Raw genomic sequence first — 26,561 nt, forward strand, 5'->3', positions numbered from 1 at the left:
GCACCGCCATGGCCCTGCGTTTTCTCTTTGCGGCATGGCTGGCGCTGGGCCTGCTCCTGGGCCCGGCCCAGGCCGGAGCCCAGGGCCTGCCCACCTTCACCGTCATCGCCAGGGACGGGCTCCTGCTGCCCGCCCGGCTCGAAGTGCCTGCGGGCCAGCGCCTCAAGCTGGTGCTGCGCAACGAAGGGCAGGGGCCGGTCGAATTCGAAAACCTGAACCTGCGCGTGGAAAAGGTGCTGGCCCCCGGGGCCAGCTCCTTCGTCGTCACGCCCCCGCTCAAGCCCGGCGTGCATGAATTCATCGACGAATTCCATGCCGAGACCGGCAGGATGCAGCTCATCGCCAGGTAGCCTCCCCCCCGCAGGCCCCACCATGCTCAACGCATTCATCATCGTCTGGCGCGAAAGCCTCGAAGCCATGCTCGTCATCGGCGTGCTGCTGTCGTGGATAGCGCGCCAGCCCCGGCCCGCCAGGCTGCGCGGCGGCCTGTGGCTGGGCGCCGCCGCCGGCGTGGCGCTGGCCCTGGGCCTGGGCGCGGCCACCTTTGCCGTGCAAAGCGAACTCGGCGGCGAGTCGCTCGAGATCTTCCAGCTCGCCCTGGTGCTGCTCGCCGCCGGCCTGATCGTGCAAATGGTGCTGTGGATGCGCCGCCATGGCCGCGACATGAAGCACGCGCTCGAAGGCCGCGCCAGCGCGCAGGCCGGCGCCTGGGGGCTGGCCGGCATCACCGCGCTGGCCGTGGCGCGCGAGGGCGCGGAAACCGTGGTTTTCCTCTACGGCCTGGGCATGGAGCGCCAGGGCAACGCGCTGGCGGCGCTGCTGGCCGCCGCCGCCGGCGGCTTCGTGGCGGCGGGCGCCACCGCCTGGCTGACGGCGCGCGGCGCGCGCCTGCTCAGCTACCGCAGGCTGTTCCAGATCAGCGAAATCCTGCTGCTGCTCATCGCCCACGCCCTGCTGCTCAATGGCATGGACCGCATGATCGCGCTGGGCTGGATGCCGGCCCTGATCGACCCGGTGTGGGACCTGTCGGGCCTGCTGGCCGACGGCCAGGGCCCGGGGCGGCTGCTGGCAGACTTCACCGGCTACCGCGCCCGCCCCGCCGCCACCTTGCTGCTGGCCAGCGCCGCCTACTGGGCCTACGCGCTGACCCGCCTGCGCCGCAGCCGCTGACGCCCTGCCTTCGACGCTGAACGATGTCCCCCCCAACCCGCACCATCACCATCGCCCCCTGGCGCCCCCAGGCCGGGCGCCTGGCCCGCCTGGGCGACTGGATGGCGCGCCACCGCCGCGCCATCCTGGGCCTGCAGTGGGCCATCGTGCTGTGCTATGCCGTGCTGGTGGTGCTGCCGGCCTTTCTGCCCCACCCCCACCCCGAGGCGCGCCTGTGGGCCGGCGACCTGGGCGCGGCCAGCTTCGTCGCCGACGCGCACGGCGCCACCCAGGACAAGGCGCCCTACCGCGCGCCATGGCACGAACGCCTGGTGCTGCTGGCGCAGTACCTGTTCTGGGGCGTGTGGTGGCCCTTCGTCATCCTCTCCATCATGCTCATGGGCCGGGTCTGGTGCGGCGTGCTGTGCCCCGAGGGCGCCCTGAGCGAATGGGCCAGCCACCACGGCCGCGGCGGCGCCATTCCGCGCTGGCTGCGCTGGGGCGGCTGGCCGGTGGTGGGCTTCATCCTGACCACGCTGTACGGCCAGCTCATCAGCGTCTACGAATACCCGCAGGCGGCGCTGCTGATCCTGGGCGGCTCCACCGCCGCCGCCGTGGCGGTGGGCCTGCTCTACGGGCGCGGCAAGCGCGTGTGGTGCCGCTACCTGTGCCCGGTCTCGGGCGTGTTCGCGCTGCTGGCACGCATTGCGCCGCTGCATTTCAAGGTCGATCGCCAGGCCTGGCAGGCCTGGCCCGGGCGCAGCGGCGCGGTGGACTGCGCGCCGCTGCTGGCGGTCGGGCAGCTGTCGTCGATGGCGCAATGCCATGCCTGCGGGCGCTGCAGCGGCCACCGCGGCGCCGTGCAGCTGGCAACGCGCTCGCCCCAGGCCGAAATCCTCAGCGCACGCCCGGCCTCGCTCCCCGAGGCCCTGCTGCTGGTGTTCGGCGTGCTGGGCGTGGCCATGGGCGCCTTCCAATGGACCGTGAGCCCCTGGTTCGTGCGCGGCAAGCAGATGGCGGCCGAATGGCTGGTCGGCCACGAGGTTTTCTGGCCCCTGGATACCGGCGCGCCCTGGTGGCTGCTGACCCAGTACCCCGAATACGGCGACGCCTTCAGCTGGCTGGACGGTGCCGCCGTGCTGGCCTACATCCTGGCCGTGGCGCTGCTGCTGGGCGGCTTCATCTGGCTGTGCACGCTGGCGGCCGCCAGGCTGGGGCGGCTGCACTGGCGCGCGCTGGTGCTGGCGCTGGTGCCGCTGGGCGGCATCGGCCTGTTCCTGGGCCTGTCGATGATGACGGTGACCCACCTGCGCGCCGAGGCGGCGCCCCTGGCCTGGCTGCCCTGGGCGCGCGCCGCCCTGCTGGCCCTGGCCACCGGCTGGTCCTGGTGGCTGGGCGCGCGCCTGCTGGCCAGCGCCCCGCTGCCGCGCCGCCTGGCGGCCTGGGCGCTGTGGACGCTGCCCGTGGCCGGCGTGGCGCTGTGCTGGGTGCTGGTGTTCTACCGCTGGTAGAGGGACGGTGCGGCGTGCATGCCGGCATGCGGCGCCCGGTTTGATCCCGGTTATCCATGGCGCTGCACGCCGCCCGCAGCGATGCGTGAACGGGTTCTCAGGGGGGTGCCGCTTCACTTCAGCGCCCATCGGGCAGCTTCTCCACGCTGCCCGAACGCTTCACCCGCCCATCGGGGCCGAAGGTGGCGGTGAAGACCATTTCGCGGTTGGGCGGGTCGATCCAGTTCCAGTCCCAGTCGGTCTCCTGCTTGAGCTCGAACGTCATGCGCCTGGCCGGCTTGCCCAGCAGGCGGCGCACGGCCTGCTCGTCCATGCCGGGCTGCACCTTCTCGAAGTTGTGCGGCGCCAGCACCTGGCGCAGCGCCGTCATCTTGCCGTCCGGGCCTATGGTGATCATGTAGTTCTGGTGGCCCGCCGGCTGGCGGTTGTACTCCAGCGTATGGCCGCCATCACTCTCGGGCCAGGTCGTTTCGGGCTCGCCGAAGCGCGCGCGCACGTCGGCCTCGGTGGAAACGTCTTCTTCCAGTTCACGGATGCGCTGGTCGTCGCAGCCCGCCAGGGTCAGCAGCGTCAGCGCGCCGGCGGCCAGGGCGCCGGCCATGCGGGTCAAGGAGTTCATGGGTGGGTGTCGCTAAAATCGCGGGTTCTGAGAGGTTTACCGTCCATGCATATTTTCCGCCGTCCCGACTACCAGTCCGAAGTCACCCAGTTCATCGAGCAGCTCAAGACGCAGAAGCCCGAGCTCGATGCGCAGCAACAGGCCGGCCGCGCCCTGCTGTGGGACAAGAGCGTCGACCGCGGCATCTGGCAGGAATACCGGGCCGGCCGCGTGAAGCAAAAGCCCTACGTGTACTACTCGTACAGCGAAAAACAAGCATGAAAACTGGCGCTAGCGCATGGCAGGCAAGCGCTAGCAGCTATTCTAAAAATAGCATACCCCTGGCATGACGAGTGCCGTTGATCCGCCAGCCCCCGACGCCGCCATGCCCGAGGTGGTGGACCAGGTGGCGCTGGCACGCCTGTACGGCGAGCCGCTGTTCGCGCTGCCGCAGGACCTGTACATCCCGCCCGACGCGCTGGAGGTCTTCCTGGAGGCCTTCGAGGGCCCGCTCGACCTGCTGCTCTACCTGATCCGCAAGCAGAACTTCAACATCCTGGACATCCCCATGGTGGATGTCACGCGCCAGTACCTGGGCTACGTGGACGAGGTGCGCAGCCGCAACCTGGAACTGGCGGCCGAGTACCTGCTGATGGCGGCCATGCTCATCGAGATCAAGTCGCGCATGCTGCTGCCGCCGCGCAGGCAGGAGGGCAGCGCCGAGCCCGAGGACCCGCGCGCCGAGCTGGTGCGCCGCCTGCTCGAATACGAGCGGATCAAGCTGGCCGCCCTGCGCCTGAACCAAGTGCCGCAGTACGGGCGCGACTTCATCCGCGCCCAGGTCACCATAGAGCAAAGCCTGCAGCCGCGCTTTCCCGACGTCGACGTGGGCGAGCTGCAGCAGGCCTGGCGCGACATCCTCAAGCGCGCCAAGCTGGTGCAGCACCACAGGATCACGCGCGAGGAGCTCTCGGTGCGCGAATACATGAGCCATGTGCTCAAGGCGTTGCAGGGGCGGCGCTTCGTGCCGTTCGAGGACCTGTTCCAGCCCGAGAAGGGCGGCACCGTGCTGGTGGTGACCTTCATCGCCCTGCTGGAGCTGGCCAAGGAAACCCTGATCGAGATCACCCAGGCCGAGGCCTTCGCGCCCATCTACGTGCGCCTGGCCTATGCGCCCGTCTGACCCGGGCGCAGCCGGACGGCGGGAAAGTCCACCGGCACGGCAAGCGCCACGTTCACGTAGTTGGTGAACAGGTTCAGCGCCACGTGGGCCAGGATCTCGACCACCTCTTCATCGCTGAAGCCGGCGTCGCGCAGGGCCTGCACGTCGGCGCTGCCGACCTGGGCGCGCTCGCCCACCACCTTGAGCGCGAAGCGCAGCGCGGCCTGGGTCCTGGGGTCGCCGGACTGCCCCGCCTGAGCGGCGGCCATTTCCTCGGCGCTTGCGCCGGCCTTCAGGCCCAGCGCCGTATGGGCCGCCAGGCAATAGGCGCAGGCATTGCGGTCGGCCACGGCCACGGCGATCTGCTCGCCCAGCCGGGCGCCCAGCGTGCCGCCGCCCAGGGCGCCGAAGGAGCCCCACATGCTCCTGAGCGCGGCGGGCGAATTGGCCACGGCGCGGAACATGTTGGGCGTGGCGCCGAAGGCGCCGTGGATCTCGTCGAGCAAGGCCTTGCGCTCGGCGGTGGTGTCGGCACGGTCGATGAGGGGAACGCGGTTCATGGCAACTCCTGGGGGGCGGTGGAACATGCTGGCAGTGTCCGCCGCCCGGCCGTACCATTGGACGCATAGAGTCCACCATACTTTGCGTATCGTCCATGAAACCGCTGGATGCACCCCTTGCCGGCGTGGATCGCCTCTCAGCCCTGCTGGAGCGCTTTCGCGTGCACGCCCACCTGTTCCATGCCGGGCCGCTGTGCGGCGTGACGCATTTCGCGGCCGCGCCCGGCCGCGCCTTCCTGCACGTGCTGCGGCGCGGGCAGATGGAGGTCACGCACCGCCCGCGCAGCGGGGCGCCGCGCCGGCTGCGCCTGTCCGAACCCACGCTGCTGCTCTACCCCCGTCCCCTGGAGCACGACTTCCATAACGCGCCGCAGGAGGGCAGCGACTTCGTCTGCGCCACGCTGGACTTCGACGGCGGCCCGCGCCATCCGCTCGTGCAGGCCCTGCCCGCCTTCGTGGCGCTGCCGGTCGCCGGGGTGGCCGGCATCGGGCAGACCCTGGACCTGCTGTTCGCCGAAACCGAGCGCGTGCGCTGCGGCCAGCGCCTGCTGGCCAGCCGCCTGTTCGAGGTGCTGCTGCTGCAGGTGCTGCGCTGGCTGCTGGACCACCCCGGCGCGGGCGGCGTCCAGACGGGCCTGCTGGCGGGCCTGGCCCACCCCAGGCTGGCGCGCACCCTCACGCAACTGCACGAGCGGCCCGGCCACGGCTGGACCCTGGCCGCCATGGCGCAGGCCGCCGGCATGTCGCGCAGCGCCTTCGCCGCCGAGTTCCGCGCCACGCTGGGCACCACCCCGGGCGCCTACCTGCTGGCCTGGCGCGTGTCGCTGGCGCAGGCCCTGCTGCGCCAGGGCCTGCAGATCCAGCAGATCAGCGACCGGCTGGGCTACGCCAGCCCGGCGGCGTTCTCGCGCGCATTCGCGCAGGCCGTGGGCGCCTCGCCGCGCGGCTGGCTCAAGGCGCAGTGACCATGGCCGCGGGCGCCCCGGAGCGCCGCCGGCATGCCCTCTCTACAATGCACGCTCCCCTTGCGCGCTCCGCCGGCGCGGCCCATCACCATGACATCGCACGACTTCGACGTACTCATCGTAGGCAGCGGCCTCGCCGGCCTCTCGGCAGCACTGCACCTGGCGCCCACGCACCGCGTGGCCGTGATCACCAAGCGCGAGCTGCAGGAAGGCTCCAGCCGCTGGGCCCAGGGCGGCATCGCCGCCGTGCTGGCCGACGACGACAGCTTCGCCGCCCACATCGAGGACACGCTGGTGGCCGGCGCCGGCCTGTGCGACCTGGCCACCACGCGCTTCGTGGTCGAGAACGCGCCCGAGGCCATAGGCTGGCTGCGCGCCCTGGGCGTGCCCTTCACGCTGGAGGGCGACGACCTGCACCTGACGCGCGAGGGCGGCCACAGCGCGCGGCGCATCGTGCACGCCACCGACGCCACCGGCGCGGCCGTGCAGGAGACGCTGATCGACGTGGTGCGCGCCACGCCCGGCATCACCGTGTTCGAGCACCACACCCTGGTGGACCTGATCACCAGCCGCAAGCTGGGCCTGGCGGGCCAGCGCTGCCTGGGCCTGTACGCGCTCGACGAGGCCAGCGACACGGTCGTCACCTTCCGCGCGCCCCACACCGTGCTGGCCACGGGCGGCGCGGGCAAGGTCTACCTCTACACCACCAACCCCGACACGGCCACGGGCGACGGCATCGCCGCGGCCTGGCGCGCGGGCTGCCGCGTGGCCAACATGGAGTTCATCCAGTTCCACCCCACGGGCCTGTACCACCCGCACGCCAAGTCCTTCCTGATCAGCGAAGCCGTGCGCGGCGAGGGCGGGCGGCTGCTGCTGCCCGACGGCACGCGCTTCATGCCCCGGCACGACGCGCGCGCCGAGCTCGCGCCGCGCGACGTGGTGGCGCGCGCCATCGACTTCGAGATGAAGAAGCACGGCCTGGACTGCGTGCACCTGGACATCTCGCCCCAGAGCCCGGAGTTCCTGCGCGAGCATTTCCCCAACATCCTGGGCACGTGCGCCGATCTGGGCATAGACATCACGCGCGAGCCCATCCCCGTCGTGCCCACGGCGCACTTCACCTGCGGCGGCGTGCTCACCGACCTGGCGGGCCGCACCGACCTGCCGGGCCTGCTGGCCGTGGGCGAAGTGGCCTACACCGGCCTGCACGGCGCCAACCGCCTGGCCAGCAACTCGCTGCTCGAATGCATGGTGTTCGCGCGCGCCGCCGCGCAGGCCATCGCCGCGGCGACGCCGGCGCCCGTGCCCGACCTGCCGCACTGGGACGACAGCCGCGTGCGCGACGCCGACGAGTCGGTCGTCATCTCGCACAACTGGGACGAGCTGCGCCGCTTCATGTGGGACTACGTGGGCATAGTGCGCACCAACAAGCGCCTGGATCGCGCCGCGCACCGCATCGCGCTGCTGCAGGGCGAGATCCAGGAGTTCTACGCCAACTTCCACGTCACGCGCGACCTGCTGGAGCTGCGCAACCTGGTGCAGGTGGCCGACCTCATCGTCCAGAGCGCCCAGATGCGCCACGAGAGCCGCGGCCTGCACTTCAGCCGCGACTGGCCCGACATGGCCGCGCCCGCGGCGCCCACCATCCTGGTGCCCATGCGCTGACCCGCGCCCCGCTCCCCCGTCTTCCAGGAACCTCCCCATGCCCCATCTCACCGTCGAATACTCCAGCAACCTGCCCGGCTACCCCGAGGCCCAGGCACTGGCCGAGCTCAACGCCGCCGTCTGCGCCAGCCCCGAAGTGCTGGACGAGGCCGACCTCAAGACCCGCTTCGTGCGCACCACCGGTGGCTTCCAGGTCGGCACCGAGGCCGCGGGCCGCGCCTTCGTCCATGCCCAGCTGCGCCTGCTGTCGGGCCGCAGCCCCGAGGCGAAGAAAGACCTGGCCGGCCGCGTGGCCGGCGTGCTGCGCCGCCTCACGCCGCGCCCGCAGGGCCTGATGGTGCAGCTCAGCGTGGAGATCGTGGACATGGACCGGCCGAGCTACGTGAAGGAACGGCTCTGAAGCCACCCTGCCCGGCGCCCCGGTCAGCGCCGCCGGGCGGGCGCGGCTGAAGCCGCGGCCGCCGGGCACGCCCCCAGCGAGCCACGCTCGACCAACTCGTACGGGATCGCCACCGAACGGGGGGGCGCGGCCAGGCCCTCGCCGCCCGAGAGCCGCCCGAGAAGCAGCTCCTTGGCCTGGGCCGCGACCATCTCGGCGTCGGTGCGCAGCACCGTGATGGCCGGCTCGTGCGTCTGGGTGAAGTCGCTCTCGCCGATGCTCACGACGGAGAAGTCCTGGGGAATCCGGCGCCCCGTGCGCGCCACGGCGCGCAGGGCGCTCACCAGGATGTGGGTGCCCTGGGCGATCAGCGCGGTCGGCGGCTCGGGGCCGTCGAGCAGGCGCAGCAGATCGTCGTGGACGGAGCTCGTCGGCGTCGGCTGGCGCAGGATGAGGTCCGGCGGCGGCTTCATCCCCGCCGCGCGGTACGCCGCCTTGTAGCCCTCGATGCGCTTGCGCACGGGCCGGCTGCCCGCGCTCCACAGGGCGAGCGCGATGCGCCGGTGCCCCAGCGCGAACAGCCGCGCGCAGGCGTTCTTCATTCCGCTGACGTGGTCGAACAGCAGCGCGTCGGCGCGGGTGCCGGGCATCTCCCGGTCGTAGAGCACGATGGGCATCGACATCGCGTTCATCAGCCCGATGAGCGCCGGGTCGTGCTCGTGCCCCGGGGCGCAGATCACGCCGTCCATGCCGCGCGCCTGGAAGGTGCGCAGGCTCTCCAGTTCGCGCTCGGCATCGTTCAATCCGTGGGCCAGCAGCAGCATGTAGCCGTCGGCCCGGAAGCTCTCCTCCAGTGCGCGGAACGCGCGCGCATACAGCGGGTTGGTCACGTCGGAGAACATGCACCCGATGGTGCGGCTGCTGCGCGAGCGCAGCGCGCGCGCCGTGTGGCTGGGCTGGTACTGCAGCGCCGCCATCGCCTGCTCCACCTTCTCGCGCACCTCCGCCGAGACGTTGGCCGCGCGGTTCAGCACGCGCGAGGCGCTGCCCACGGAAACGCCGGCCATCGCGGCCACGTCCTGGATTCGAATCTTCTTGTCCTGCATACAAAAAAAGCGGGGCCGTCTCGTGCAAAGGCCTGCATTTCAGCACAGAGCGGCCCGCGGTCCGCACGATTCTCCGCGTAAACCCCGATTCAATGAATCGATTCATTAAATACCATTTATGAATCGATTCACCGGAGACGAGTGCATGCATCACTTTTCCTACCGCAGCGATCGGTGCCATGGCGGCGCCGGATCGCACGGCGCCCTGGCGCCCCTGTCGCGCCGCGCCCTGCTGCTGGCCGCCGCGTGCGGCCTTCCCGCCCTGGCGGGGGCCCAGGCGGCGGGCTACCCGCAGCGGCCGGTGCGCCTAGTCCTGGGCTTTCCGCCAGGCGGCGCCACGGACAATTCGGCGCGCCTGGTCGCGCAGAAGATGGCCGAGTTCCTGCGCCAGCCCATCGTCGTGGAGAACAAGCCGGGCGCCTCGGGCAACATCGCGGCCGAGGCGGTGGCGCGCAGCGCGCCCGACGGCTACACGCTGTTCTACACGACCAGCACCATCCACGGCATCAATCCGAACGTCTTCGCGAAGCTGCCCTACGACCCGGTGGAGGATTTCGAGCCGGTGCTCTACGTCAGCCGCACGCTGCTCGTGCTGCTGACGCGCAACGACCTGGGCGCGGGCTCCACGGGCGAGCTCATCCGGCTCGCCCAGTCCAGGCCGGGCACGCTCAGCTACGCCTCGGCCGGCCCGGGCAGCACGCAGCACCTCGCGGGCGCGCTCTTTTGCCGGCAGGCCGGCATCGATGCGCTGCACGTGCCCTACAAGGGCAGCTCCCCGGCGCTGACCGACCTGATGTCGGGCCAGGTGGACTTCATGATCGACACGATCTCGGCCTCGGCGGCCTTCATCCGCGCGGGCCGGCTGCGCGCGCTGGCCGTCAGCGGGCTCGAACGCTCGCCCGCGCTGCCCCAGCTGCCCACCATCGATGCCGAAGGGGTCAAGGGCTACAACGTCGCCGCGTGGGGCGGCTTCCTCGTTCCCAAGGGCACACCCGCGCCCATCGTGCAGGCGCTCAATTCCGCGGGGAACCAGGCCCTGCGCTCGCAGGAGGTCGTCTCGCGCGCCGCGGAGACGGGCAGCGAACTGCAGGGCGGAACGCCCGAGGAGTTCGGGAAGTTCATCCGCCGCGAGCTGGCCAGCTGGAAGCTCGCGGTCGCCGCAGCGGGAGTGCCCAAGCAATGACGCAACCGGTTTCCTCATTGGCGGCAGCGGCCCACGAGGGGGGCAGCATCGGCGCGATGATCATCTCGGCCATCGGGCGCTTTCCGGGCCGCGTGGCCTTCGTCGACGGCGACACGCGCCTCACGTACGCCGAGCTGGGCGTGCGCATCGGCCAGGCCATGGCGGCGCTGCGCGCGCTCGGGCTGCAGCGCGGCGACGGCGTGATGCAGCTGTCCGGCAACCGCGTGGAGGTCTTCATCGTGATGGCGGCCGCCTACCTGCTGGGGCTGCGGTCGGTGACGCTGCACGCCATGGGCGGGTTCGACGACCATGCCTACATCGTGGAGGATGCCGAGCCGTCGGTGTTCATCTCCGAGGCCGCGCACCACGAGCGCGCGCAGGCCCTGCGCGCGCACTGCCCCGCGGTGCGGCACTGGTTCGCGCACGGCGCATGCGACGGGCTCGACGACTTCTGGGCGCTGGCCGGCCGCATGCAGCCGCAGGCGCTCGTGTCCCACGCCGCCAGCACGGACATCATCCGCCTGGCCTACACCGGGGGCACCACGGGCAAGCCCAAGGGCGTGATGCTCGCCAACCGCTCGGTCTGGATGCAGGCCGTGCTGCTGATGGCGGCCCGGGGCCTGCGGCCGGGCACGCGCGTGCTGTGCCCCACGCCCATCTCCCACGGCGCGGGCGCGATGATCGTGCCCACGCTGGCGCTGGGCGGCACCTTCGTGCTGCAGCGCGGGTTCGACCCGGAGCGCTTCATCGACGCCGTCGAGGCGCACCGCATCGGCTCGGCCTTCCTCGTGCCCACGATGATCTACAAGCTGCTCGACCACCCGCGCTGCGCCACGGCCGACTTCTCGTCGCTGGAGCTGCTGTCCTACGGCGCCTCGCCGATGGCGCCCGCGCGCATCCGCGAGGCGATCGCGCGCATCGGCCCCGTGCTCTCGCAAAGCTACGGCCAGACGGAATGCCCGAGCAACATCCTGCACCTGACCGCCGAGGACCACTGCCGCACGGACGTGGACACGCTGGCATCGGCCGGCATGCCCTACCCCGGCGTCACGGTCGCGCTGCTCGACGAGAACGACCGGCCCGTGCCCGAGGGCGGGGTCGGCGAGCTGTGCGTGCGCAGCGCGCTGGTCATGGACGGCTACTGGAAGCAGCCCGAACTGACCGCGCAGGCCCTGCGCGGCGGCTGGCTGCACACGGGCGACATGGCGCGCCGCGACGCGCACGGGTACTACCACCTCGTCGACCGCCGCAAGGACATGATCATCTCCGGCGGGTTCAACGTGTACCCCAAGGAGGTCGAGGACGTGATCGCCCAGCACCCGGCGGTCGCGGCCGTGGCGGTCATCGGCGTGCCCGACGAGCGCTGGGGCGAGGCCGTGAAGGCCGTCGTGGTCAAGCGCGGGGGCGCGCCGCTCGGCACGGACGAAGTCCGCGCCCTCGTGCGCCAGGCCAAGGGCAGCGTCTGCACGCCCAAGACCGTGGAGTTCGCCGACGCCCTGCCCCTCACGCCGCTGGGCAAGCCCGACAAGAAGGCGCTGCGCGAGCGCTACTGGGCGGGGCAGGCCCGCGCGATCCACTGAAAGCGAGACAGGCATGGAATCCGGACAACGCACATTCGACCGCTCCCTGCGGGGACGCGTCGCCATCGTCACGGGCGCGGGCTCGCGCGCCGAGGGCATCGGTAACGGCCGCGCCGCCGCCATCCTGCTGGCGCGCGACGGCGCGCGCGTGCTGCTCATCGACGCGGTCGAGGAGTGGGCCGGGAAAACGCGGGAGATGATCCTGCAGGAAGGCGGCGAGGCGGCCGTCAGCGTCTGCGACGTGGGTCGCGACGAGGACTGCCGGGCCGCCGTGGCGGACGCCGCGCGGCGCTGGGGCCGCGTGGACATCCTGGTCAACAACGTCGGCATCGGCGGCCCGCAGGGCACGGCGGTCGATCTGGACCTGCAGGCCTGGGACCAGGCGCTGCGCATCAACGTCACCTCGATGATGCTGATGGCGCGGCACGCGATCCCGCACATGCAGGCGCAGGGCAAGGGCGCGATCGTCAACGTCGCCTCGGTCGCGGGGCTGATCGGCGGGCACCCCAGCCTGCTGTACCCCACCTCCAAGGGCGCCGTGGTCAACATGACGCGGGCGATGGCCGCGCACCACGGCGCGCAGGGCATACGCGTCAACTGCGTGGCGCCGGGCATGGTGCACACGCCCATGGTCTACGCGCGCGGCATGAGCGAGGAGGTGCGCGAGATCCGCCGCAAGCGCTCGTTCCTGCAGACCGAGGGCAGCGGCTGGGACGTGGGCCACGCGATCCGCTACCTGGCGAGCGACGAGTCCGGCTGGGTGACCGGCGCCATCCTGCCCGTGGACGCGGGCGCCACGGCAGGCCGGCATTCCTATTGATACGACCACAGGAGCACACCATGACGAAACACCGCTTCTTCCACCGGGCGATGGCGCTTGCCGCGTCCGCCCTGCTGTGCCTGGGCGCAGCACAGGCACAGGAGTATCCCCACAAGCCCATCACCCTGGTCGTGCCGTTCGGCACCGGCAACATCGCCGACAACCAGGGACGCATGATCGCGCGCCATCTCTCCGACGCGCTGGGCCAGCCGGTCGTCGTCGAGAACAAGCCGGGCGCCGCCGGCATGATCGGCACCGAGCAGGTGGCGCGCGCGCCCGCCGACGGCTACACGCTGCTGTACGGAACGCACGGCACGCAGGCGGCCAACCTGGCGCTGCAGCCGCATGCGCGCATCAACCCGGCGCGCGACCTGCGCGCCGTGCACTCGCTGTTCCGGCAGTCCACCGTGCTGGTCACGCCGGCCGCGCGGCCATGGCGCAACCTGCAGGAGATGCTGGACGCCGCGCGCCAGTCGCCCGGGCGCATCACCTACGCATCCTCGGGCGTGGGCACGCAGACCCACCTGGCGTCGGCCCAATTCCAGGAGGCGACGAAGGCAAGCTTCACGCACGTGCCCTACAACACCGCGTCCTCGATGACCGACCTGCTGGCCGGCAACGTGGACCTGTCCTTCAGCTATGCCGAGAGCGTGCTGCAGCACGTGGCTGCCGGCCGCCTGCGAGCCCTGGCCATCAACGGCAAGACGCGGCTGGCCGTGCTGCCGGACGTGCCCACGGTGGGCGAGGCGGGCTACCCCGGCGCGGCGCTCGAAGGCTGGTCGGGCATTTTCGTGCCGCGCGGCACGCCCGACGCCGTGGTCGCCCGCCTGGCGCGCGAGATCGCCAAGGCCACCGAGGCGCCGGAGGTGAAGGCCGCCATGGCCAGGATCGGCAGCTACCCCATGGGCCTGTCCGACGCCGCCTTCCAGGCCTTCGCCGAGGCCGAGGTGCCCCGGTGGGAGCAGATCGTCAGGAACGCGGGCGCCGGCGCGCGCTGAAACCCGGGCAGGAGCACGGCATGTTCAAGAGCTACATCGGCGGCGGCGACGCCGACCACATCCGCATACGCGGCCACGACCTGGTCGGCGACCTGCTGGGCAAGCACGACTTCGTGGACGTGCTCTGCCTGGCGATCCTCGGCCGCTTCCCCGACCCGCGCCTGCGGCGCATGGTCAACGACTCGCTGGTCGCCTCGATCGACCACGGCCTGACGCCCAGCGCCCTGGCCACGCGGCTGACGCTGCACGGCGCCCCCGAGTCCCTGCAGGGCGCGGTGGCGGCGGGCCTGCTGGGCGCGGGCAGCCGCTTCCTCGGCACGGTGGAGGTCAGCGCCCGCTTCATGCAGGAGGCGATGCGCCCGCTGGAGGCCGTGGACGACCCCGGCGACGGGCAGCTGCGGCAGCTGGCGGACGCCGCCGTCGCGCGCAGCCGGGCCGAGCGGCGCAAGATCCCCGGCTTCGGCCACCCCATCCATGTGCATGGCGACCCGCGCACCGAGCGCGCGCTGCGCATCGCGCGGGAGGAGGGCTACTACGGCCGGCACCTGCGCTTCGCGCAGCACCTGGCGCAGTCGCTCTCGGCCGCCATGGGGCGGCCCATGCCGCTGAACGCCACGGGCAGCAAGGCGGCGGTGCTGCTCGACCTGGGCCTGGACCCCGAGTTCGGCAAGGCGCTGACGCTGATCGGCCGCGTCGCGGGGCTGGTCGCCCATGCCTTCGAGGAGCGCAGCCGCCCCATCGGCCAGGACCTGTGGGACATGGCCGCCGCCGCGTCCGAAAGCGGCGAGCCATGACGGCAGCCGCAGGGCCGCGCTGGACGCGCCGGCCGCCGCAGTCGAACTGGGGCGACTTCGGCGCCGACGACCAGCTCGGCCGGCTCAACCTCATCACCCCCGCCTGCGTGCTGCGCGCGCTGCAAAGCGTGCGCCTGGGCCGCAGCTTCTGCCTGAGCCTGCCGCTCACGCTGCCCGGCGGCAACATGCTCAATCCGCGCCGCCATCCCCCCCGGCTGCAGCCCACGGTGCGCGACGGCAGGCCGGTCTTCAACCTGCCGATCGGCGACCCCGCCCTGGGCCAGACGGACGTGCTGTGCGACGACGCCGTGCTGCTGCACACGCAGTACTCCACGCAGTGGGACGGCTTCGCCCACGTGGGCCATCTGTTCGACGCGGACGGCACGGGCCGGCCGCAGGCCGTGTACTACAACGGCTTTCGCGCGGGCGACGACCTCGTGGGGCCCGGCGACCCGCAGGGCCGCCCCACGGGCGCGCTGCGCCTGGGCATCGACGCCTTCGCGGGCAAGGCCATCCAGAGCCGCGGCGTGCTGCTCGACCTGAAGGCCATCGCCGGCCTTGCGCGCGTGCGCATCGGGTACAAGCCGTTCATGCGCGCGCTGGATGCCTCGGGCGCGGACGTGCAGCCCGGCGACATCCTGTGCCTCTACACCGGCTTCGCCGACCTGGTGCTGGACATGGCCGGCCGGCCCGACCCGGCGCTGCGCGACGCGCGCTGCGCCGTGCTGGACGGCCGCGACGAACGGCTGCTGCAGTGGATCGTCGACAGCGGCATCGCCGCCCTGTGCGCCGACAACTACGGCGTGGAGGACATCCCCGCCGGCGGCCCGCACGAGTGCGGCGCGCGCCTGCCGCTGCACGCGCTGTGCCTGTTCAAGCAGGGCATTCCGCTCGGGGAGCTGTGGTACCTCGGGGAACTGGCCCAGGCCCTGCGCGGCCAGCGGCAGTCCACCTTCCTGCTCACCGCGCCGCCGCTGCGCCTGCCGGGCGCGGTGGGGTCGCCGGTGACGCCAGTGGCGACGATTTGAAGCCTTTCAAGCAAAAACGGCCTCCAGCCCTTTGCCGGCAAGCGCTTCAAGCTATCGTTTTCAAAGCGCTGATTCCAGCCGCACGTCCAGCCAGCCGCGCAGGCTGTTGATGAAGGCCCACTGCCGCACGCGCGGCACGTCCTGCACGCGCAGCACCGCCTCCTGCACGCGCCCCTCGCGCAGCGCCACGGCGCGGCCCACGCCGGGCAGCAGGCCGCTGGCGAGGGGCGGCGTGATCCAGCGCCCGTCCAGCAGCGCGGCGATGTTGCCGAAGGTGGATTCGGTGATCTCGCCCGCCTCGTTGTAGAGCACGGTGTCGAACACGCCCTGCCGGGGCGCGAACGCCGCGTAGTGCGCGCGGCGCGTGGTCTTGTGGCGCGTGAATTCGCTGTGCGCCTGGGCAAAGGGCCGCGCGGCCAGGGCCAGCAGCACGGGCTCGGGCGTGGGCTGCAGCGCGAAGGCCTCGGCGCGCGGCAGGCCCTGCGCGTCCAGCAGCAGGCGCACGCGCCACGGCCCGGCGGGGTGGGCGGCGCACAGGGCATGAAGGCAGGCCTGCACGCGCGCCGCGTCCCAGGGCACGCCGAAATGCGCGGCGGCGCCGGCCATGCGCGCGAGGTGCTCGGCGCGGTGGCGCAGCACGCCATCGTGCAGGCCCAGGGTTTCGAGCAGGTCGAACGGTTCGCTCGCGCGCTCGACGAAGGCGCGCTTGGCCTCCCACTCGCGCCATTCGGCCGCGGCGTCCGATCCCCAGGTGATGCCGCTGCCGATGCCGCACGCGGCCCGCGCGCCGCGCAGCGCCACGGTGCGTATCGGCACGTTGAAGGTGGCGGCCACGCCGCCCGCGCCGTCGGGCCGCACCACGCCCACGGCGCCGCAGTACACGCCGCGCGGCGCGGGCTCCAGCTGCGCGATGAGCCGCATGGCGCGCACCTTGGGCGCGCCCGTGACCGAGCCGCACGGGAACAGCGCGCCGAACACGTCGGCCAGGCGCGTGCCCGCGCGTGTGCGCGCCACCACGTCGGAGGTCATCTGCCACACGGTGGGCAACGCCTCGGTGTGGAACAGGCGCGGCACGCGCACGCTGTGCGGCTCGGCGATGCGCGAGAGGTCGTTGCGCAGCAGGTCCACGATCATCACGTTCTCGGCGCGCTCCTTGGGGCTGGCGCGCAGCTGCGCGGCGCGGGCCGCGTCCTCCGCGGGCGTGGCGCCGCGCGCGGCCGTGCCCTTCATGGGCCGCGCGAGCAGGGTGCCGCCGCGCCAGTCGAAGAACAGCTCGGGCGAGACGGAGAGCGTGCACTCGCCGCCCATGTCGAGGCAGGCCGCATAGCCCCCCGGCTGCGCGCGGCGCAGCGCCGCGAACAGGGCCTGCGCGCCGCCGCGCCAGGCGCCCGTGAGCGGCGCCGTGTAGTTCACCTGGTAGCACTCGCCCGCGCCGATGGCGCCGCGGATATGCGCGATGGCCGCGTCGAACGCGGGCCGCGCGATCCCGTCCTGCCACTGCACCGCGGCCTCGCCGGGCGGCAAGTCCCCATCCCAGGGCTGCGGCGCGTCGAACACCGCGAACCAGGCCAGCGGCCCGTCGGCCGCGTGGGTGCGCAGAGCCGCATCGAACGCGGGCGCGGCCTCGTAGCGCAGCTGGCCCACCACCCAGGCGCCCGCGCGCGCGGCGGCCTCCACGGCGTCGAGCACGCCGCGCACCTCGTGCAGGGCCCGGGCCACGAGCGTGGCGCGCGGCGCGGCGGCACGAAAGCGCAGGCGCGCCCCGCCGCTCTCGCGCGGGTCTGCGAAGTCGATCAGGACGTTAGAGGTCAAATCGGCCTCCAGCGCTTATCCATCAAGCGCCAGCAGCTATCAAAACAAAAGCATCACGCCGCACCGAAGTGCGGCACCAGCGCGCCGGCCGGCTGGCCGCTCTTGAGCGCGGCGGTGAAGGCCAGCATGCGGTCGATGGGCTGGCGCGCGCGCGGGATCAGCGCGGGGTCCACGTGGATGGCGTTGGCGCCCGTTTCCAGCACGCGCGCCACGTCGGCCAGGCCGTTCATGGCCATCCAGGGGCAGTGCGCGCAGCTCTTGCAGGTGGCGCTGTTGCCGGCGGTGGGGGCCTCGTAGAAGGTCTTGGCCGGGTTGAGCGTGCGCAGCTTGTGCATCATGCCGTTGTCGGTGGCCACGATGAATTCCTTCGCGTCCATCTCGCGCGCGGCCTTGAGGATGGCGCTGGTCGATCCCACAGCGTCGGCCAGGGCCACGACCTCGGCCGGGCTCTCGGGGTGCACGAGGACCTTGGCGCCGGGGTGCTCCTTCTTGAGCAGCTCCAGCTCCAGCGCCTTGAACTCGTCGTGCACGATGCAGGCGCCGTTCCAGAACACCATGTCGGCGCCGGTCTGCTGCTGGATATAGGCGCCCAGGTGGCGGTCGGGCGCCCAGAGGATCTTGTGGCCCGCGTCCTTCAGGGCGCGCACGATGTCGAGCGCGCAGCTGGACGTGACGAGCCAGTCGGCGCGCGCCTTCACGGCCGCGCTGGTGTTGGCGTAGACGACCACGGTGCGGTCCGGGTGCTGGTCGCAGAAGGCGCTGAACTGGTCGATGGGGCAGCCCAGGTCGAGCGAGCAGGTCGCGTCCAGGTCGGGCATGAGCACGGTCTTCTCGGGCGAGAGGATCTTGGCCGTCTCGCCCATGAACTTCACGCCCGAGACCACCAGCGTCTGCGCCGCGTGGTCGCGGCCGAAGCGCGCCATCTCCAGCGAGTCGCTCACGATGCCGCCGGTCTCCTCGGCCAGGTCCTGCAGGTCGGGGTGCACGTAGTAGTGCGAGACCATGACGGCGTTCTTTTCCTTGAGCAGGCGGCGGATGCGCTCCTTGAGCCGCGCGCGCTCCTCCTGCGAGAGCTCGGGCGGCACGCGCGCCCAGGCGTGCTTGGTGGAGCAGACGGCGCCGTCCGAGCCCGCGGTGGGCTGTTCGTACTCGACGTCCTTGATGGCGGTCGTATTCATGGCAGTGCTCTCGCCGCCGGGCAGGCGGCATCGTGGGGGGCTGTATTTATTGTCTCGCCTCAGGCAAGCTCCTGCAGGCGCATGGAGAAATCGACGGCCTTCACGTCCTTGGTCAGCGTGCCGATGGAGATGCGGTCCACGCCGGTTTCCGCAAGGGCGCGCAGGCCGTCGAGCGTGACGCCGCCCGAGATTTCGAGGATGGCGCGGCCCGCATTGATGCGTACGGCCTCGCGCAGCGTGGGCAGCGGCATGTTGTCGAGCAGCACCATCTTCGCGCCCGCATCGAGCGCCTCGGCCAGTTGCTCCAGCGTCTCGACCTCGATCTCGATGAACTTCGCGCGCGCGGCCACGGCCTCGGCGGCGCGCAGCACCGCCGTCACGCCGCCGGCTGCGGCGATGTGGTTCTCCTTGATGAGCACCGCGTCGTGCAGGCCGATGCGGTGGTTCACCCCGCCGCCCGTGCGCACGGCGTACTTCTGCGCCAGGCGCAGGCCGGGGATGGTCTTGCGCGTGTCCACGATCTGCGCGCGCGTACCCGCCACGGCGTCCGCGTAGGTGCGCGTCTTGGTGGCCACGGCCGACAGCAGCTGCAGGAAGTTGAGCGCCGTGCGCTCGGCCGACAGCAGCGCGCGCGCCTGGCCCTCGATCTCCAGCACCACCTGGTCGCTCGCGCAGCGCTGCCCCTCGGCCACGTGCCAGGTCAGGCGCGCGGCGGGGTCCAGCGCGCGCAGCGCGGCCTCCACCCACGGCGCGCCGCAGATCACGGCGGCCTCGCGCGCCAGGATGCGCGCGCGGGCGCGGCGCCCGGGGTCGATCAGGCCGGCCGTCAGGTCGCCGCCGCCCACGTCTTCCTGCAGGGCGCGCTCCACGTCGGCGCGGGCCAGCGCCGCGAGTGCGTCGGCGCCAAAAAGGTCTCTGGTCGTATCTCTTGTCGTCATAGGGGGGCAAGCATAGCCGCATCGCATAGACTCCCCGGACTTTGACCACCCGCCCTCCGGATAGCCCCATGACCACCACCTCCGTCACAGCCGGCACGCCCTACGGCACCATCCCCCCGGCGTCGCCGCTGCCCCAGCGGCGCCCCATCAGCCTGCCGCGCCTGGCGCAGATGCGCGAGGCGGGCGAGAAGATCACCATGCTCACGGCCTACGACGCCACCTTCGCCGCCGTGGCCGATGCCGCGGGCGTGGAGTGCATCCTCGTGGGCGACTCGCTGGGCATGGTCTGCCAGGGCCTGCCCAGCACCGTGGGCGTGTCGCTGGACACCATGGCCTACCACACCGAGAGCGTGGTGCGCGGCCTGCACCGCGTGCAGGGCACGGCCTGGGTCGTGGCCGACCTGCCCTTCGGCAGCTACCACGAGTCGCGCGAGCAGGCCCTGAAAAGCGCCTGCCGGCTCATGCAGGCGGGCGCGCACATGGTCAAGCTCGAAGGCGGCGGCTGGACGGCGCCGACGGTGCACTTCCTGGTGGAGCGCGGCGTGCCCGTGTGCGCCCACCTGGGCCTGACCCCCCAGACCGTGCATGCCCTGGGCGGCTACCGCGTGCAGGGCAAGGGCGACCAGGCCGCCCAGACGCTGCGCCGCCACGCGCTGGAGCTGCAGGACGCGGGCGCCGCCATGCTCGTGCTGGAGATGGTGCCCGCGCCGCTGGCGCGCGACCTCACGCAGGCCCTGCCGCATTGCCACACCATAGGCATAGGCGCGGGCAGCGGCACGGCCGGCCAGGTGCTGGTGATGCACGACATGCTGGGCGTGAACCTGGGCAAGAACCCGAAGTTCGTACGCGACTTCATGCAGGACGCGGGCAGCGTCAAGGGCGCCATGGAGGCCTACGTGCAGGCCGTCAAGCAAGGGCGCTTCCCCGACGACCAGCTGCACGCCTGGAATTGACGAAGGCCACCATGATCACCGCACGCACCATCCCCGAACTGCGCGCCGCCCTGGCCGCCCGCCCCGGCCGCCCGGCCTTCGTGCCCACCATGGGCAACCTGCACGACGGCCACATCGCCCTCGTGCGCCAAGCCAGGCCGCTGGGCGACGTGCTGGTCGCCAGCATCTTCGTGAACCGCCTGCAGTTCCTGCCGCACGAGGATTTCGACAGCTACCCGCGCACCTGGGACGCCGATTGCGCCCGGCTGGAGGCCGCGGGCTGCGACATCGTCTTCGCACCGCGCGAGACCGACCTGTACCCCGTGCCGCAGACCTTCAGGATCCAGCCCGACCCGCAGCTGGCCGACATCCTGGAGGGCCACTTCCGCCCCGGCTTCTTCACCGGCGTGTGCACCGTGGTCATGAAGCTGTTCTCCGCCGTGTTCTTCGCCAGCGGCGGCGGCACGGCCGTGTTCGGCAAGAAGGACTACCAGCAGCTCATGGTGATCCGCCGCATGGTCGAGCAGTTCGCCCTGCCCGTGCAGGTGGTGGCCGGCGAAACCGAGCGCGCCACCGACGGCCTGGCGCTGAGCTCGCGCAACGGCTACCTGAGCGCCAGGGAGCGTGGGCAGGCCATGCAGCTGTCCGAGGCGCTGCGCGCGCTGGCCCAGGCGGCGCTGCAGCCCGGCGCCGACCTGGCGACACTGGAAGCACAGGCGCTGCAGAGGCTCAACGCCCAGGGCTGGCAAACCGACTACCTCACGGTGCGCCAGCGCCAGGATCTGCAGCCGCTGCAAGCCGGCGCCGCCGCAGGCAGCCTGGTAGCGCTGGGCGCGGCGCGCCTGGGCGGCACGCGGTTGATCGACAACCTGGAGTTCTAGGGCGCAAAGCGCTCCAGGATCAGATCCCGGATCCGGCTGGCGGCTGGCGTCAGCACCAGCTGGCGCGGCCAGACCACGTTCAAATGGGTGCGCAACCGCGCGCCGGCCAGCGGAACCAGGCGCGGCAGCCCCGCCGCCAGCTGTCCAAAGCTTTGCGGCGCAAACGCCACCCCCAGGCCCTTTTGCGCCATCAGCAGCATGGGCAGGGTCTCGCCGCCCCAGTACACCACGTTCGGAACGACCCCTGCCTGCTGGCAGGCGCGCAGCACCATGTCGGATATGCCCGCGCCCAGCGGCGAGCGGTGCAGCAGGAAACGGTCGTGGCGCAGGTCTTCCAGCCGCACCCGGTCGCACCCTGCCTGGGGGTGGTCCGGCGGCAGCGCCACCTGCAAGGGCTCGTCCATGATGATCCGCGTTTCCAGCTCGGGGGCGATGTACTCGCTGCGCGAGATGACCAGGTCCAGGCTGCGCTCGCGCAGGCGCTGCAGCATGTAGCCCGTCTCGCCCTCCTGCACGTGGACCGTGATGTCCAGCCCGCTGGAGCGCAGGTCTTCCATGACGCCGGGCATGACGAACAGGCTGGCCGCCGTGGCGCAGCCGATGTGCACGCTGCCGCGCGCGCCCTGCTCGGCCTCGCGCAGCTCGCGGCGCATGGTCTGCAGGTTGGCCAATAGCGCCTTGGCGCGCAGGTAGAACAGCTCGCCCGTCGCCGTGGGGGCCAGCCTGTGCCCGCTGCGGTCGAACAGCGTGACCCCCAGCTCGTCCTCCAGCTTGCGCAGCAGGATGCTGAGCGGCGGCTGCGTCATGTGCAGGCGCGTGGCGGCGGCGGACACGCTGCCCTGCTCGTAGACCGCGACAAAGCATTTCAGGCGGTGCTCATCCATATATTTTCTAAATAAAAATAAACTTAATATATATTAGACATTATTTTGTTACATTCCTACACTGCGGCGCATCGCGGCAATCGGCCGTCAATCACAGACCGATAGGAGACATCAAGATGCAACGCATTCGCCGCCAGGTCGCGGGCCTGGCCCTGCTGTCCTGCCTTGCGCCCGTGCTGGGCATGGGCGCCGCCCACGCCCAGGCGGACTGGCCCAAACGCGCCATGAAGGTCATCGTCCCGTATCCGGCGGGCGGCTCGGCCGATGCCATGGGACGCATGGTGGCCAACAAGCTGGGCAAGGCGTTCCCCAAGGTCAGCGTGGTGGTGGAGAACATCCCCGGCGGCGCCACCGTGCCCGGCGCCCTGGCCACTCTGCGCGACCCCGCGGACGGCCATACGCTGTTCATGGCCAGCGACGGCACGCTCAACATCAACCGCTGGCTGCTCAAGGATGTGCGCTACGACGGCGACCGGGATTTCACGCCCGTGACCGTGCTCAATTCCTACCCGCACTGGCTGATCGTCAACCCCCAGGGGCCCTACAAGAACTTCGACGACCTGGTCAAGGCCATCCAGGCCAGGCCGGGCAAGGTCTCCATCAGCGTCAACACCATCGGCGGTGCGGCCCATCTGGCGCTGGACAACTGGCGCCGGCAAAACGGCCTGAACTTCGAGATCGTGCCCTACCGCGGCTCGCCCCCGGCCGTCACCGACCTGATAGGCGGCCACACCGACGCCCACATGGACGTGGTGGGTTCCTCGATCGCCCATGCACGCGGCGGGCGCGTGCTGCCCGTGGCCGTGCTGCAGGGCACGCCGCTCAAGGAGTTTCCGAAGGCCGTCGCGCAAGATCCCAGGGACCCCAAGGCCCTGGTCGTGCAGTCCAACCTGTCGGTGGTGATGCGCGCCGGCACGCCGCAGGCGGTGCTGGACAAGATCTATTCCGTGCTGCAGTCGGGCGTCAAGGACGAGGACTTCGCCAACACCCTGTCCATGCTGAGCCTGGACCCGGTGCTGCTGGAGCCCGCCAAGGCCAAGGCCTTCCTGCAGCAGGAAACCCGGCGCTACGGCGTGCTGGTCGAGAAGTCGGGCCTGGAAAAGCAATGAGTCGAGCCATGAAGTTTGTCATCGCCCTGATGCGCCACGAGACGAATACGTTCTCGCCCATCCCCACCGTGCTCGGCGACTTCCGCCGCGGCACCGGCAATGGCCCGGCCTATGGCGAGGCGGCGCGCCAGGCCTGCGAAGGCACGAAGAATGCCGCCACCGCCTATCTCGACATGGCGCGGGAGATGGGGGCCGAGGTGGACTTCGCCGTGTATGCAAACGCCGTGCCCAGCGGCGTGGTGGCGCGCGAGGCCTTCGAGCACCTGTGCGACGCCGTGGTGCGCAGCGCCTCCCGGGGCTGCGACGCGATCCTGCTGGACCTGCACGGCGCCATGGTGGCGGACGGCTACCCAGACGCCGAAGGCGAGCTGCTGCGCCGCCTGCGCGCCTGCACCCCGCCGGGGCTGCCCATTGGCGTGGCGCTGGATTTCCACGCCAACTTCAGCAGCGCGCTGATCCGCAACGCCACGGTGATCGCCGGCTACTGCACCTATCCGCACGTGGACATCTACGAAACCGGCGCCCGCGTGGCCCGCAGCATCCGCGCCCGGCTGGAAGGCCGCAGCCAGCCCGTGCTGCTGTGGCGCCGCCTGCCCATGCTCACGCACATGCTGCGCCAGACGCCGGCCATGCAGCCCATGAAGGACATCATGGACCGGGCCATGCAGGCCGAGCGCGATGGCGAGGTGTGCAATGCATCGGTCTTCGGCGGCTTTCCGCTGTCGGACATCCCCTATGCCGGCCTGTCGGTGGTCATCGCCGCCGAGCGCGGCAGGCTCGATGCCAGCCAGCGCCTGCTCGACGAGCTGTGCGACCTGGCCTGGTCGCGCCGCGCGGACTTCGTGTTCCCGAGCGAGCCCGTGCCACAGGCGATCGCCCATGCCAAGACCCTGGAGCAAGGCCCGGTGCTGCTGATCGACCACGGCGACAACTGTGGCGCCGGCGGCGTCACCGACATCATGGACGTGCTCGAAGAGGTGCTGAGGCAAGGCCTGGAAGACGTGGTCGCCGGCCCCTTCTGGGACCCCGCCACGGTGGCCACGCTGTTCGAGCGCGGCGTGGGCGCCGAGGTCACCGTGGACGTGGGCGGCAAGACCGACATGCCGGCCCTGGGCCTGAAGGGACGCCCGCTGCGCCTGGCGGGCGTGGTGGAGCGCCTGACGGATGGCGAATACACCGTGACCGGCCCCATGTTCACCGGCGTGCGCCAGAGCCTGGGCCGCACGGCCGTGCTGCGCGTGGGAACGGTGCTGGTCTTCATCTGCGAGCGGCCCCAGGAACCCTACGACACGGGCGTGTTCACCCACGCCGGCGTGGACCCCGCGCAGTCCAGATATGTGCTGCTCAAGTCGCGCCAGCATTTCCGCGCCGGGTTCGGGCCCTTCGCCAAGCACGTCGTGCTCGTCAGCGGGCCCGGCGTCTGCAGCTCGGACTACGACCTGTTTCCGTTCAAGCACCTGAGCCGCCCCATGTACCCGCTGGATGCCGACGCCACCCCGGCCCATGCGGACGGCTGGGCGCCGGCCGGCGCCTGACCGGCGGACAAGGTGTGAACGAACTGCTCTACCCCGCGGCCGTCGTGCTGCTGGGCTACGTGGTGCTGGGGATCACCGGCTTCGGCTCGGCCCTGGTCATCGTGCCGCTGCTGGCGTGGCGCTGGCCCTTGGCGGACGTGGTGCCCCTGGTCCTGCTGCTGGACGTGCCGGCCTCGCTGCTGCTGGGCGGGCTGAACCTGCGCCACGTGAACTTCGCCGAGCTGCGGCGCCTGCTGCCCGGCATGGTGGTGGGCGCCCTGGCAGGCCTGTGGCTCTCCACGCAGTTGGCCAGCCGCTGGCCCCTGCTGGCCCTGGGCCTGTACGTGGCGGCGGTGGGCGCACAGGCGCTGCGCACCGCCGCGCCACGGCGCCGGCAGCTGGCCGCCCCCTGGAGCCATGCCGCGGGCGGCGCGATTGGCCTGGTGGAGATCCTGTTCGGCACCGCCGGCCCGCTGGTGGTCGCATGGCTGAGCCGGCGCCTGCCCGACGTGCTGGCGCTGCGTGCCAGCACACCGGTGGTGATCACCGCCAGTGCCTGCTCGGTGCTGCTGACCATGGGCGTCGCGGGACGCCTGTCCCATGCCGACCTGTGGCTGCGCTGGCTGGTGCTGATCGCCGTGGCCGCCGCCGGCGTGGTGACAGGCCACCACTGGGCGCGGCGCGTGCCGCCCGAGCTTTTGCGCAAGCTGATCTGCGCCCTGCTGGTCGTCAGCGGGCTGACGCTGGTGGCGCATGCCATCCAGATGAATTAGGCAATTTCACCAACCCCGGGAGCGAAGAGACATGTTCCATTCATCCATCGCCAAAATCACCGGCATCGCGCTGGGCGCCGCGCTTGTGGCCCATGCCGCAGTCGCGCAGGATCAATCCAGCACACCGATCAAAATCGTCATAGGCTTTCCTGCGGGCGGCGCATTGGACAGCATGTCGCGCGCCATGGCCGAAAAACTGCGCACCGACCTGGGCAAAACGGTCATCGTGGACAACAAGCCCGGGGCCGGTACCCAGATTGCCCTGATGGCGGTGAAGCGTTCGCCAGCGGATGGCAACACCATCCTGATCAGCCCGGCGCCGCCATTCGTCTCCCAGCCACTGACCTACGACAAACTGCCGTTCGACCCCGACAAGGATCTCGTCCCGGTGGCGCTGCTGGCCGATACGCCGTTGGTGGCCACCACCTCGGTCAACAGCCCCTTTTCCTCGATGCGGGAATATGTGGACTGGATCAAAAAGAACCCCAAAGACACCGGCGTGGGCATGGTGACGTTGGGCGGCGTGTTCCACTTCGGCCTGCTGCAGTTGAATCAGCAGATGGGCTTGAATCTGACACCCGTCGCCTACAAGGGCGCTCCACCCATGCTGACCGACGAAATTGGCGGCGTGCTTCCCGTCGGCATGGACACGGTCGCTTCTGCGGGCGAGCTGGTGAAGGCCGGGAAAATCAAATACCTGGGGGTTCCCGGCACGGAGCGCTCCAGGCTCATCCCCGGCGTCCCCACGTTTCTCGAGCAGGGCGTTCCGGGATTTGAAAACGCAGCCAGCTGGTATGCGGCCTTCGTTCCTGCCGGCACGCCCAAGTCCGTGGTGAGCAAGCTGGAAAAAACGATGATCGGCATCGTCCAGGACCCCGAGTTCGCCGAAAAAATGGTCCGGATCGGCCTCGTCACCACCGGCAGGCCCGGTGCCGAGGTTGCCAGGCTGGCCAAGACGCAGCGCGAAGCGCTGCGGCCCATCGTCGAAAAATCGGGCTTCCGGGTAACGCAATAGCCGGCGGGTGGCCAGCCAAGCCCCGCG

27 protein-coding genes are annotated in these 26,561 nt (G+C 71.3%); 20 read left to right on the forward strand and 7 right to left on the reverse strand.

Annotated elements, in window-relative coordinates; genetic code table 11:
* Window positions 1–8: 8 nt before the first annotated feature.
* Genes ACX12L_RS01750 through ACX12L_RS01760 form a run of 3 tightly spaced genes read left to right on the forward strand, consistent with a single transcriptional unit; the run spans window position 9 to window position 2,660 of the window.
* Window positions 9–350 carry a cupredoxin domain-containing protein gene (locus ACX12L_RS01750; RefSeq protein ID WP_459261027.1) on the forward strand — a complete coding sequence of 114 codons (342 nt, stop codon included), beginning with the start codon at window positions 9–11 and terminating at the stop codon, window positions 348–350.
* A 22-nt stretch (window positions 351–372) separates the two neighbouring features.
* Window positions 373–1,170 carry an FTR1 family iron permease gene (locus ACX12L_RS01755; RefSeq protein ID WP_459261028.1) on the forward strand — a complete coding sequence of 266 codons (798 nt, stop codon included), beginning with the start codon at window positions 373–375 and terminating at the stop codon, window positions 1,168–1,170.
* 23 nt (window positions 1,171–1,193) lie between these two features.
* Entirely contained in the window at window positions 1,194–2,660 is a 1,467-nt protein-coding gene (locus ACX12L_RS01760) for a 4Fe-4S binding protein (protein ID WP_459261029.1), read from the forward strand.
* A 118-nt stretch (window positions 2,661–2,778) separates the two neighbouring features.
* Here the strand turns inward: ACX12L_RS01760 and ACX12L_RS01765 are convergent, their stop codons facing one another.
* Window positions 2,779–3,279: an outer membrane protein assembly factor BamE gene (locus ACX12L_RS01765; protein ID WP_459261030.1), complete on the reverse strand. Its 501-nt coding sequence runs from the start codon at window positions 3,277–3,279 to the stop codon at window positions 2,779–2,781.
* 45 nt (window positions 3,280–3,324) lie between these two features.
* Here ACX12L_RS01765 and ACX12L_RS01770 point away from each other — a divergent pair, with 45 nt between their 5' ends.
* Together ACX12L_RS01770 and ACX12L_RS01775 are read left to right on the forward strand one after the other, a co-directional pair.
* Window positions 3,325–3,540, forward strand: a complete 216-nt coding sequence (locus tag ACX12L_RS01770; protein ID WP_459261031.1) for a DUF3460 family protein — start codon at window positions 3,325–3,327, stop codon at window positions 3,538–3,540.
* Between the two features lie 64 nt (window positions 3,541–3,604).
* Complete coding sequence (locus tag ACX12L_RS01775; protein ID WP_459261032.1) at window positions 3,605–4,441, forward strand: segregation and condensation protein A; 837 nt, start codon at window positions 3,605–3,607, stop codon at window positions 4,439–4,441.
* On the opposite strand, the gene ACX12L_RS01780 is transcribed toward ACX12L_RS01775, so the two are convergent.
* Window positions 4,426–4,980 (reverse strand): carboxymuconolactone decarboxylase family protein, encoded by a 555-nt coding sequence (locus tag ACX12L_RS01780; protein WP_459261033.1) that lies wholly within the window; start codon window positions 4,978–4,980, stop codon window positions 4,426–4,428. The genes ACX12L_RS01775 and ACX12L_RS01780 overlap by 16 nt on opposite strands.
* Before the next feature lie 95 nt (window positions 4,981–5,075).
* On the opposite strand from ACX12L_RS01780, the gene ACX12L_RS01785 reads away from it, so the two are divergent.
* The 3 genes from ACX12L_RS01785 (at window position 5,076) to ACX12L_RS01795 (ending at window position 8,010) form a co-directional block, all read left to right on the forward strand.
* Entirely contained in the window at window positions 5,076–5,945 is an 870-nt protein-coding gene (locus tag ACX12L_RS01785) for an AraC family transcriptional regulator (protein WP_459261034.1), read from the forward strand.
* Between the two features lie 90 nt (window positions 5,946–6,035).
* A complete protein-coding gene (gene nadB / locus ACX12L_RS01790) occupies window positions 6,036–7,610 on the forward strand; it encodes an L-aspartate oxidase (RefSeq protein WP_459261035.1) in 1,575 nt (524 codons plus the stop codon).
* Between the two features lie 37 nt (window positions 7,611–7,647).
* Window positions 7,648–8,010, forward strand: a complete 363-nt coding sequence (locus ACX12L_RS01795; RefSeq protein WP_459261036.1) for a 5-carboxymethyl-2-hydroxymuconate Delta-isomerase — start codon at window positions 7,648–7,650, stop codon at window positions 8,008–8,010.
* Window positions 8,011–8,033: 23 nt separating this feature from the next.
* Here the strand turns inward: ACX12L_RS01795 and ACX12L_RS01800 are convergent, their stop codons facing one another.
* Window positions 8,034–9,095, reverse strand: a complete 1,062-nt coding sequence (locus ACX12L_RS01800) for a LacI family DNA-binding transcriptional regulator (protein ID WP_459261037.1) — start codon at window positions 9,093–9,095, stop codon at window positions 8,034–8,036.
* 145 nt (window positions 9,096–9,240) lie between these two features.
* On the opposite strand from ACX12L_RS01800, the gene ACX12L_RS01805 reads away from it, so the two are divergent.
* The 6 genes from ACX12L_RS01805 to ACX12L_RS01830 are packed head-to-tail and all read left to right on the forward strand — an operon-like array spanning window position 9,241 to window position 15,498.
* Window positions 9,241–10,278, forward strand: a complete 1,038-nt coding sequence (locus ACX12L_RS01805) for a Bug family tripartite tricarboxylate transporter substrate binding protein (protein WP_459261038.1) — start codon at window positions 9,241–9,243, stop codon at window positions 10,276–10,278.
* A complete protein-coding gene (locus ACX12L_RS01810; protein WP_459261039.1) occupies window positions 10,275–11,858 on the forward strand; it encodes an AMP-binding protein in 1,584 nt (527 codons plus the stop codon). The genes ACX12L_RS01805 and ACX12L_RS01810 overlap by 4 nt, the downstream gene beginning before the upstream one ends.
* Before the next feature lie 13 nt (window positions 11,859–11,871).
* Complete coding sequence (locus ACX12L_RS01815; RefSeq protein ID WP_459261040.1) at window positions 11,872–12,678, forward strand: SDR family NAD(P)-dependent oxidoreductase; 807 nt, start codon at window positions 11,872–11,874, stop codon at window positions 12,676–12,678.
* A 20-nt stretch (window positions 12,679–12,698) separates the two neighbouring features.
* Window positions 12,699–13,676, forward strand: a complete 978-nt coding sequence (locus ACX12L_RS01820; RefSeq protein WP_459261041.1) for a Bug family tripartite tricarboxylate transporter substrate binding protein — start codon at window positions 12,699–12,701, stop codon at window positions 13,674–13,676.
* 20 nt (window positions 13,677–13,696) lie between these two features.
* Window positions 13,697–14,470 carry a citryl-CoA lyase gene (locus ACX12L_RS01825; RefSeq protein WP_459261042.1) on the forward strand — a complete coding sequence of 258 codons (774 nt, stop codon included), beginning with the start codon at window positions 13,697–13,699 and terminating at the stop codon, window positions 14,468–14,470.
* The gene (locus ACX12L_RS01830; RefSeq protein WP_459261043.1) at window positions 14,467–15,498 is read left to right on the forward strand and encodes a cyclase family protein; all 1,032 of its coding nucleotides are present in this window, start codon (window positions 14,467–14,469) and stop codon (window positions 15,496–15,498) included. Before ACX12L_RS01825 ends, ACX12L_RS01830 begins: the two co-directional genes overlap by 4 nt.
* A gap of 60 nt (window positions 15,499–15,558) precedes the next feature.
* On the opposite strand, the gene pabB is transcribed toward ACX12L_RS01830, so the two are convergent.
* Genes pabB through nadC form a run of 3 tightly spaced genes read right to left on the reverse strand, consistent with a single transcriptional unit; the run spans window position 15,559 to window position 19,426 of the window.
* Window positions 15,559–17,310: an aminodeoxychorismate synthase component I gene (pabB, locus tag ACX12L_RS01835; RefSeq protein ID WP_459261044.1), complete on the reverse strand. Its 1,752-nt coding sequence runs from the start codon at window positions 17,308–17,310 to the stop codon at window positions 15,559–15,561.
* Window positions 17,311–17,363: 53 nt separating this feature from the next.
* Window positions 17,364–18,488, reverse strand: coding sequence for a quinolinate synthase NadA (gene nadA, locus ACX12L_RS01840; protein ID WP_459261045.1), 1,125 nt, complete (start codon window positions 18,486–18,488; stop codon window positions 17,364–17,366).
* Window positions 18,489–18,547: 59 nt separating this feature from the next.
* A complete protein-coding gene (gene nadC, locus ACX12L_RS01845) occupies window positions 18,548–19,426 on the reverse strand; it encodes a carboxylating nicotinate-nucleotide diphosphorylase (RefSeq protein WP_459261046.1) in 879 nt (292 codons plus the stop codon).
* A gap of 68 nt (window positions 19,427–19,494) precedes the next feature.
* Between nadC and panB the strand changes: the two genes are divergently transcribed.
* Window positions 19,495–20,379, forward strand: coding sequence for a 3-methyl-2-oxobutanoate hydroxymethyltransferase (gene panB / locus ACX12L_RS01850; protein ID WP_459261047.1), 885 nt, complete (start codon window positions 19,495–19,497; stop codon window positions 20,377–20,379).
* An 11-nt stretch (window positions 20,380–20,390) separates the two neighbouring features.
* Window positions 20,391–21,239, forward strand: coding sequence for a pantoate--beta-alanine ligase (gene panC, locus ACX12L_RS01855; protein ID WP_459261048.1), 849 nt, complete (start codon window positions 20,391–20,393; stop codon window positions 21,237–21,239).
* Here the strand turns inward: panC and ACX12L_RS01860 are convergent.
* Complete coding sequence (locus ACX12L_RS01860; protein ID WP_459261049.1) at window positions 21,236–22,123, reverse strand: LysR family transcriptional regulator; 888 nt, start codon at window positions 22,121–22,123, stop codon at window positions 21,236–21,238. The two genes, panC and ACX12L_RS01860, sit on opposite strands and share 4 nt — an antisense overlap.
* 110 nt (window positions 22,124–22,233) lie before the next feature.
* Here ACX12L_RS01860 and ACX12L_RS01865 point away from each other — a divergent pair, with 110 nt between their 5' ends.
* The 4 genes from ACX12L_RS01865 to ACX12L_RS01880 are packed head-to-tail and all read left to right on the forward strand — an operon-like array spanning window position 22,234 to window position 26,534.
* Window positions 22,234–23,232, forward strand: coding sequence for a Bug family tripartite tricarboxylate transporter substrate binding protein (locus ACX12L_RS01865; RefSeq protein ID WP_459261269.1), 999 nt, complete (start codon window positions 22,234–22,236; stop codon window positions 23,230–23,232).
* 8 nt (window positions 23,233–23,240) lie between these two features.
* Entirely contained in the window at window positions 23,241–24,767 is a 1,527-nt protein-coding gene (locus ACX12L_RS01870; protein WP_459261050.1) for a M81 family metallopeptidase, read from the forward strand.
* 14 nt (window positions 24,768–24,781) lie between these two features.
* A complete protein-coding gene (locus ACX12L_RS01875) occupies window positions 24,782–25,519 on the forward strand; it encodes a sulfite exporter TauE/SafE family protein (protein WP_459261051.1) in 738 nt (245 codons plus the stop codon).
* A gap of 31 nt (window positions 25,520–25,550) precedes the next feature.
* Window positions 25,551–26,534 (forward strand): tripartite tricarboxylate transporter substrate-binding protein, encoded by a 984-nt coding sequence (locus tag ACX12L_RS01880; protein WP_459261052.1) that lies wholly within the window; start codon window positions 25,551–25,553, stop codon window positions 26,532–26,534.
* Window positions 26,535–26,561: the final 27 nt, after the last annotated feature.

The sequence above is a fragment of the Alicycliphilus sp. T452 genome (genome assembly GCF_054512775.1).

Excerpts from the sequence above, each read along its gene's own strand:
- ACX12L_RS01750 (WP_459261027.1), top strand. The coding sequence starts at position 9 with ATGGCCCTGCGTTTTCTCTTTGCGGCATGGCTGGCGCTGGGCCTGCTC.
- ACX12L_RS01755 (WP_459261028.1), top strand. The coding sequence starts at position 373 with ATGCTCAACGCATTCATCATCGTCTGGCGCGAAAGCCTCGAAGCCATG.
- ACX12L_RS01760 (WP_459261029.1), top strand. The coding sequence starts at position 1,194 with ATGTCCCCCCCAACCCGCACCATCACCATCGCCCCCTGGCGCCCCCAG.
- ACX12L_RS01765 (WP_459261030.1), bottom strand. The coding sequence starts at position 3,279 with ATGAACTCCTTGACCCGCATGGCCGGCGCCCTGGCCGCCGGCGCGCTG.
- ACX12L_RS01770 (WP_459261031.1), top strand. The coding sequence starts at position 3,325 with ATGCATATTTTCCGCCGTCCCGACTACCAGTCCGAAGTCACCCAGTTC.
- ACX12L_RS01775 (WP_459261032.1), top strand. The coding sequence starts at position 3,605 with ATGACGAGTGCCGTTGATCCGCCAGCCCCCGACGCCGCCATGCCCGAG.
- ACX12L_RS01780 (WP_459261033.1), bottom strand. The coding sequence starts at position 4,980 with ATGAACCGCGTTCCCCTCATCGACCGTGCCGACACCACCGCCGAGCGC.
- ACX12L_RS01785 (WP_459261034.1), top strand. The coding sequence starts at position 5,076 with ATGAAACCGCTGGATGCACCCCTTGCCGGCGTGGATCGCCTCTCAGCC.
- nadB (WP_459261035.1), top strand. The coding sequence starts at position 6,036 with ATGACATCGCACGACTTCGACGTACTCATCGTAGGCAGCGGCCTCGCC.
- ACX12L_RS01795 (WP_459261036.1), top strand. The coding sequence starts at position 7,648 with ATGCCCCATCTCACCGTCGAATACTCCAGCAACCTGCCCGGCTACCCC.
- ACX12L_RS01800 (WP_459261037.1), bottom strand. The coding sequence starts at position 9,095 with ATGCAGGACAAGAAGATTCGAATCCAGGACGTGGCCGCGATGGCCGGC.
- ACX12L_RS01805 (WP_459261038.1), top strand. The coding sequence starts at position 9,241 with ATGCATCACTTTTCCTACCGCAGCGATCGGTGCCATGGCGGCGCCGGA.
- ACX12L_RS01810 (WP_459261039.1), top strand. The coding sequence starts at position 10,275 with ATGACGCAACCGGTTTCCTCATTGGCGGCAGCGGCCCACGAGGGGGGC.
- ACX12L_RS01815 (WP_459261040.1), top strand. The coding sequence starts at position 11,872 with ATGGAATCCGGACAACGCACATTCGACCGCTCCCTGCGGGGACGCGTC.
- ACX12L_RS01820 (WP_459261041.1), top strand. The coding sequence starts at position 12,699 with ATGACGAAACACCGCTTCTTCCACCGGGCGATGGCGCTTGCCGCGTCC.
- ACX12L_RS01825 (WP_459261042.1), top strand. The coding sequence starts at position 13,697 with ATGTTCAAGAGCTACATCGGCGGCGGCGACGCCGACCACATCCGCATA.
- ACX12L_RS01830 (WP_459261043.1), top strand. The coding sequence starts at position 14,467 with ATGACGGCAGCCGCAGGGCCGCGCTGGACGCGCCGGCCGCCGCAGTCG.
- nadA (WP_459261045.1), bottom strand. The coding sequence starts at position 18,488 with ATGAATACGACCGCCATCAAGGACGTCGAGTACGAACAGCCCACCGCG.
- nadC (WP_459261046.1), bottom strand. The coding sequence starts at position 19,426 with ATGACGACAAGAGATACGACCAGAGACCTTTTTGGCGCCGACGCACTC.
- panB (WP_459261047.1), top strand. The coding sequence starts at position 19,495 with ATGACCACCACCTCCGTCACAGCCGGCACGCCCTACGGCACCATCCCC.
- panC (WP_459261048.1), top strand. The coding sequence starts at position 20,391 with ATGATCACCGCACGCACCATCCCCGAACTGCGCGCCGCCCTGGCCGCC.
- ACX12L_RS01860 (WP_459261049.1), bottom strand. The coding sequence starts at position 22,123 with ATGGATGAGCACCGCCTGAAATGCTTTGTCGCGGTCTACGAGCAGGGC.
- ACX12L_RS01870 (WP_459261050.1), top strand. The coding sequence starts at position 23,241 with ATGAAGTTTGTCATCGCCCTGATGCGCCACGAGACGAATACGTTCTCG.
- ACX12L_RS01880 (WP_459261052.1), top strand. The coding sequence starts at position 25,551 with ATGTTCCATTCATCCATCGCCAAAATCACCGGCATCGCGCTGGGCGCC.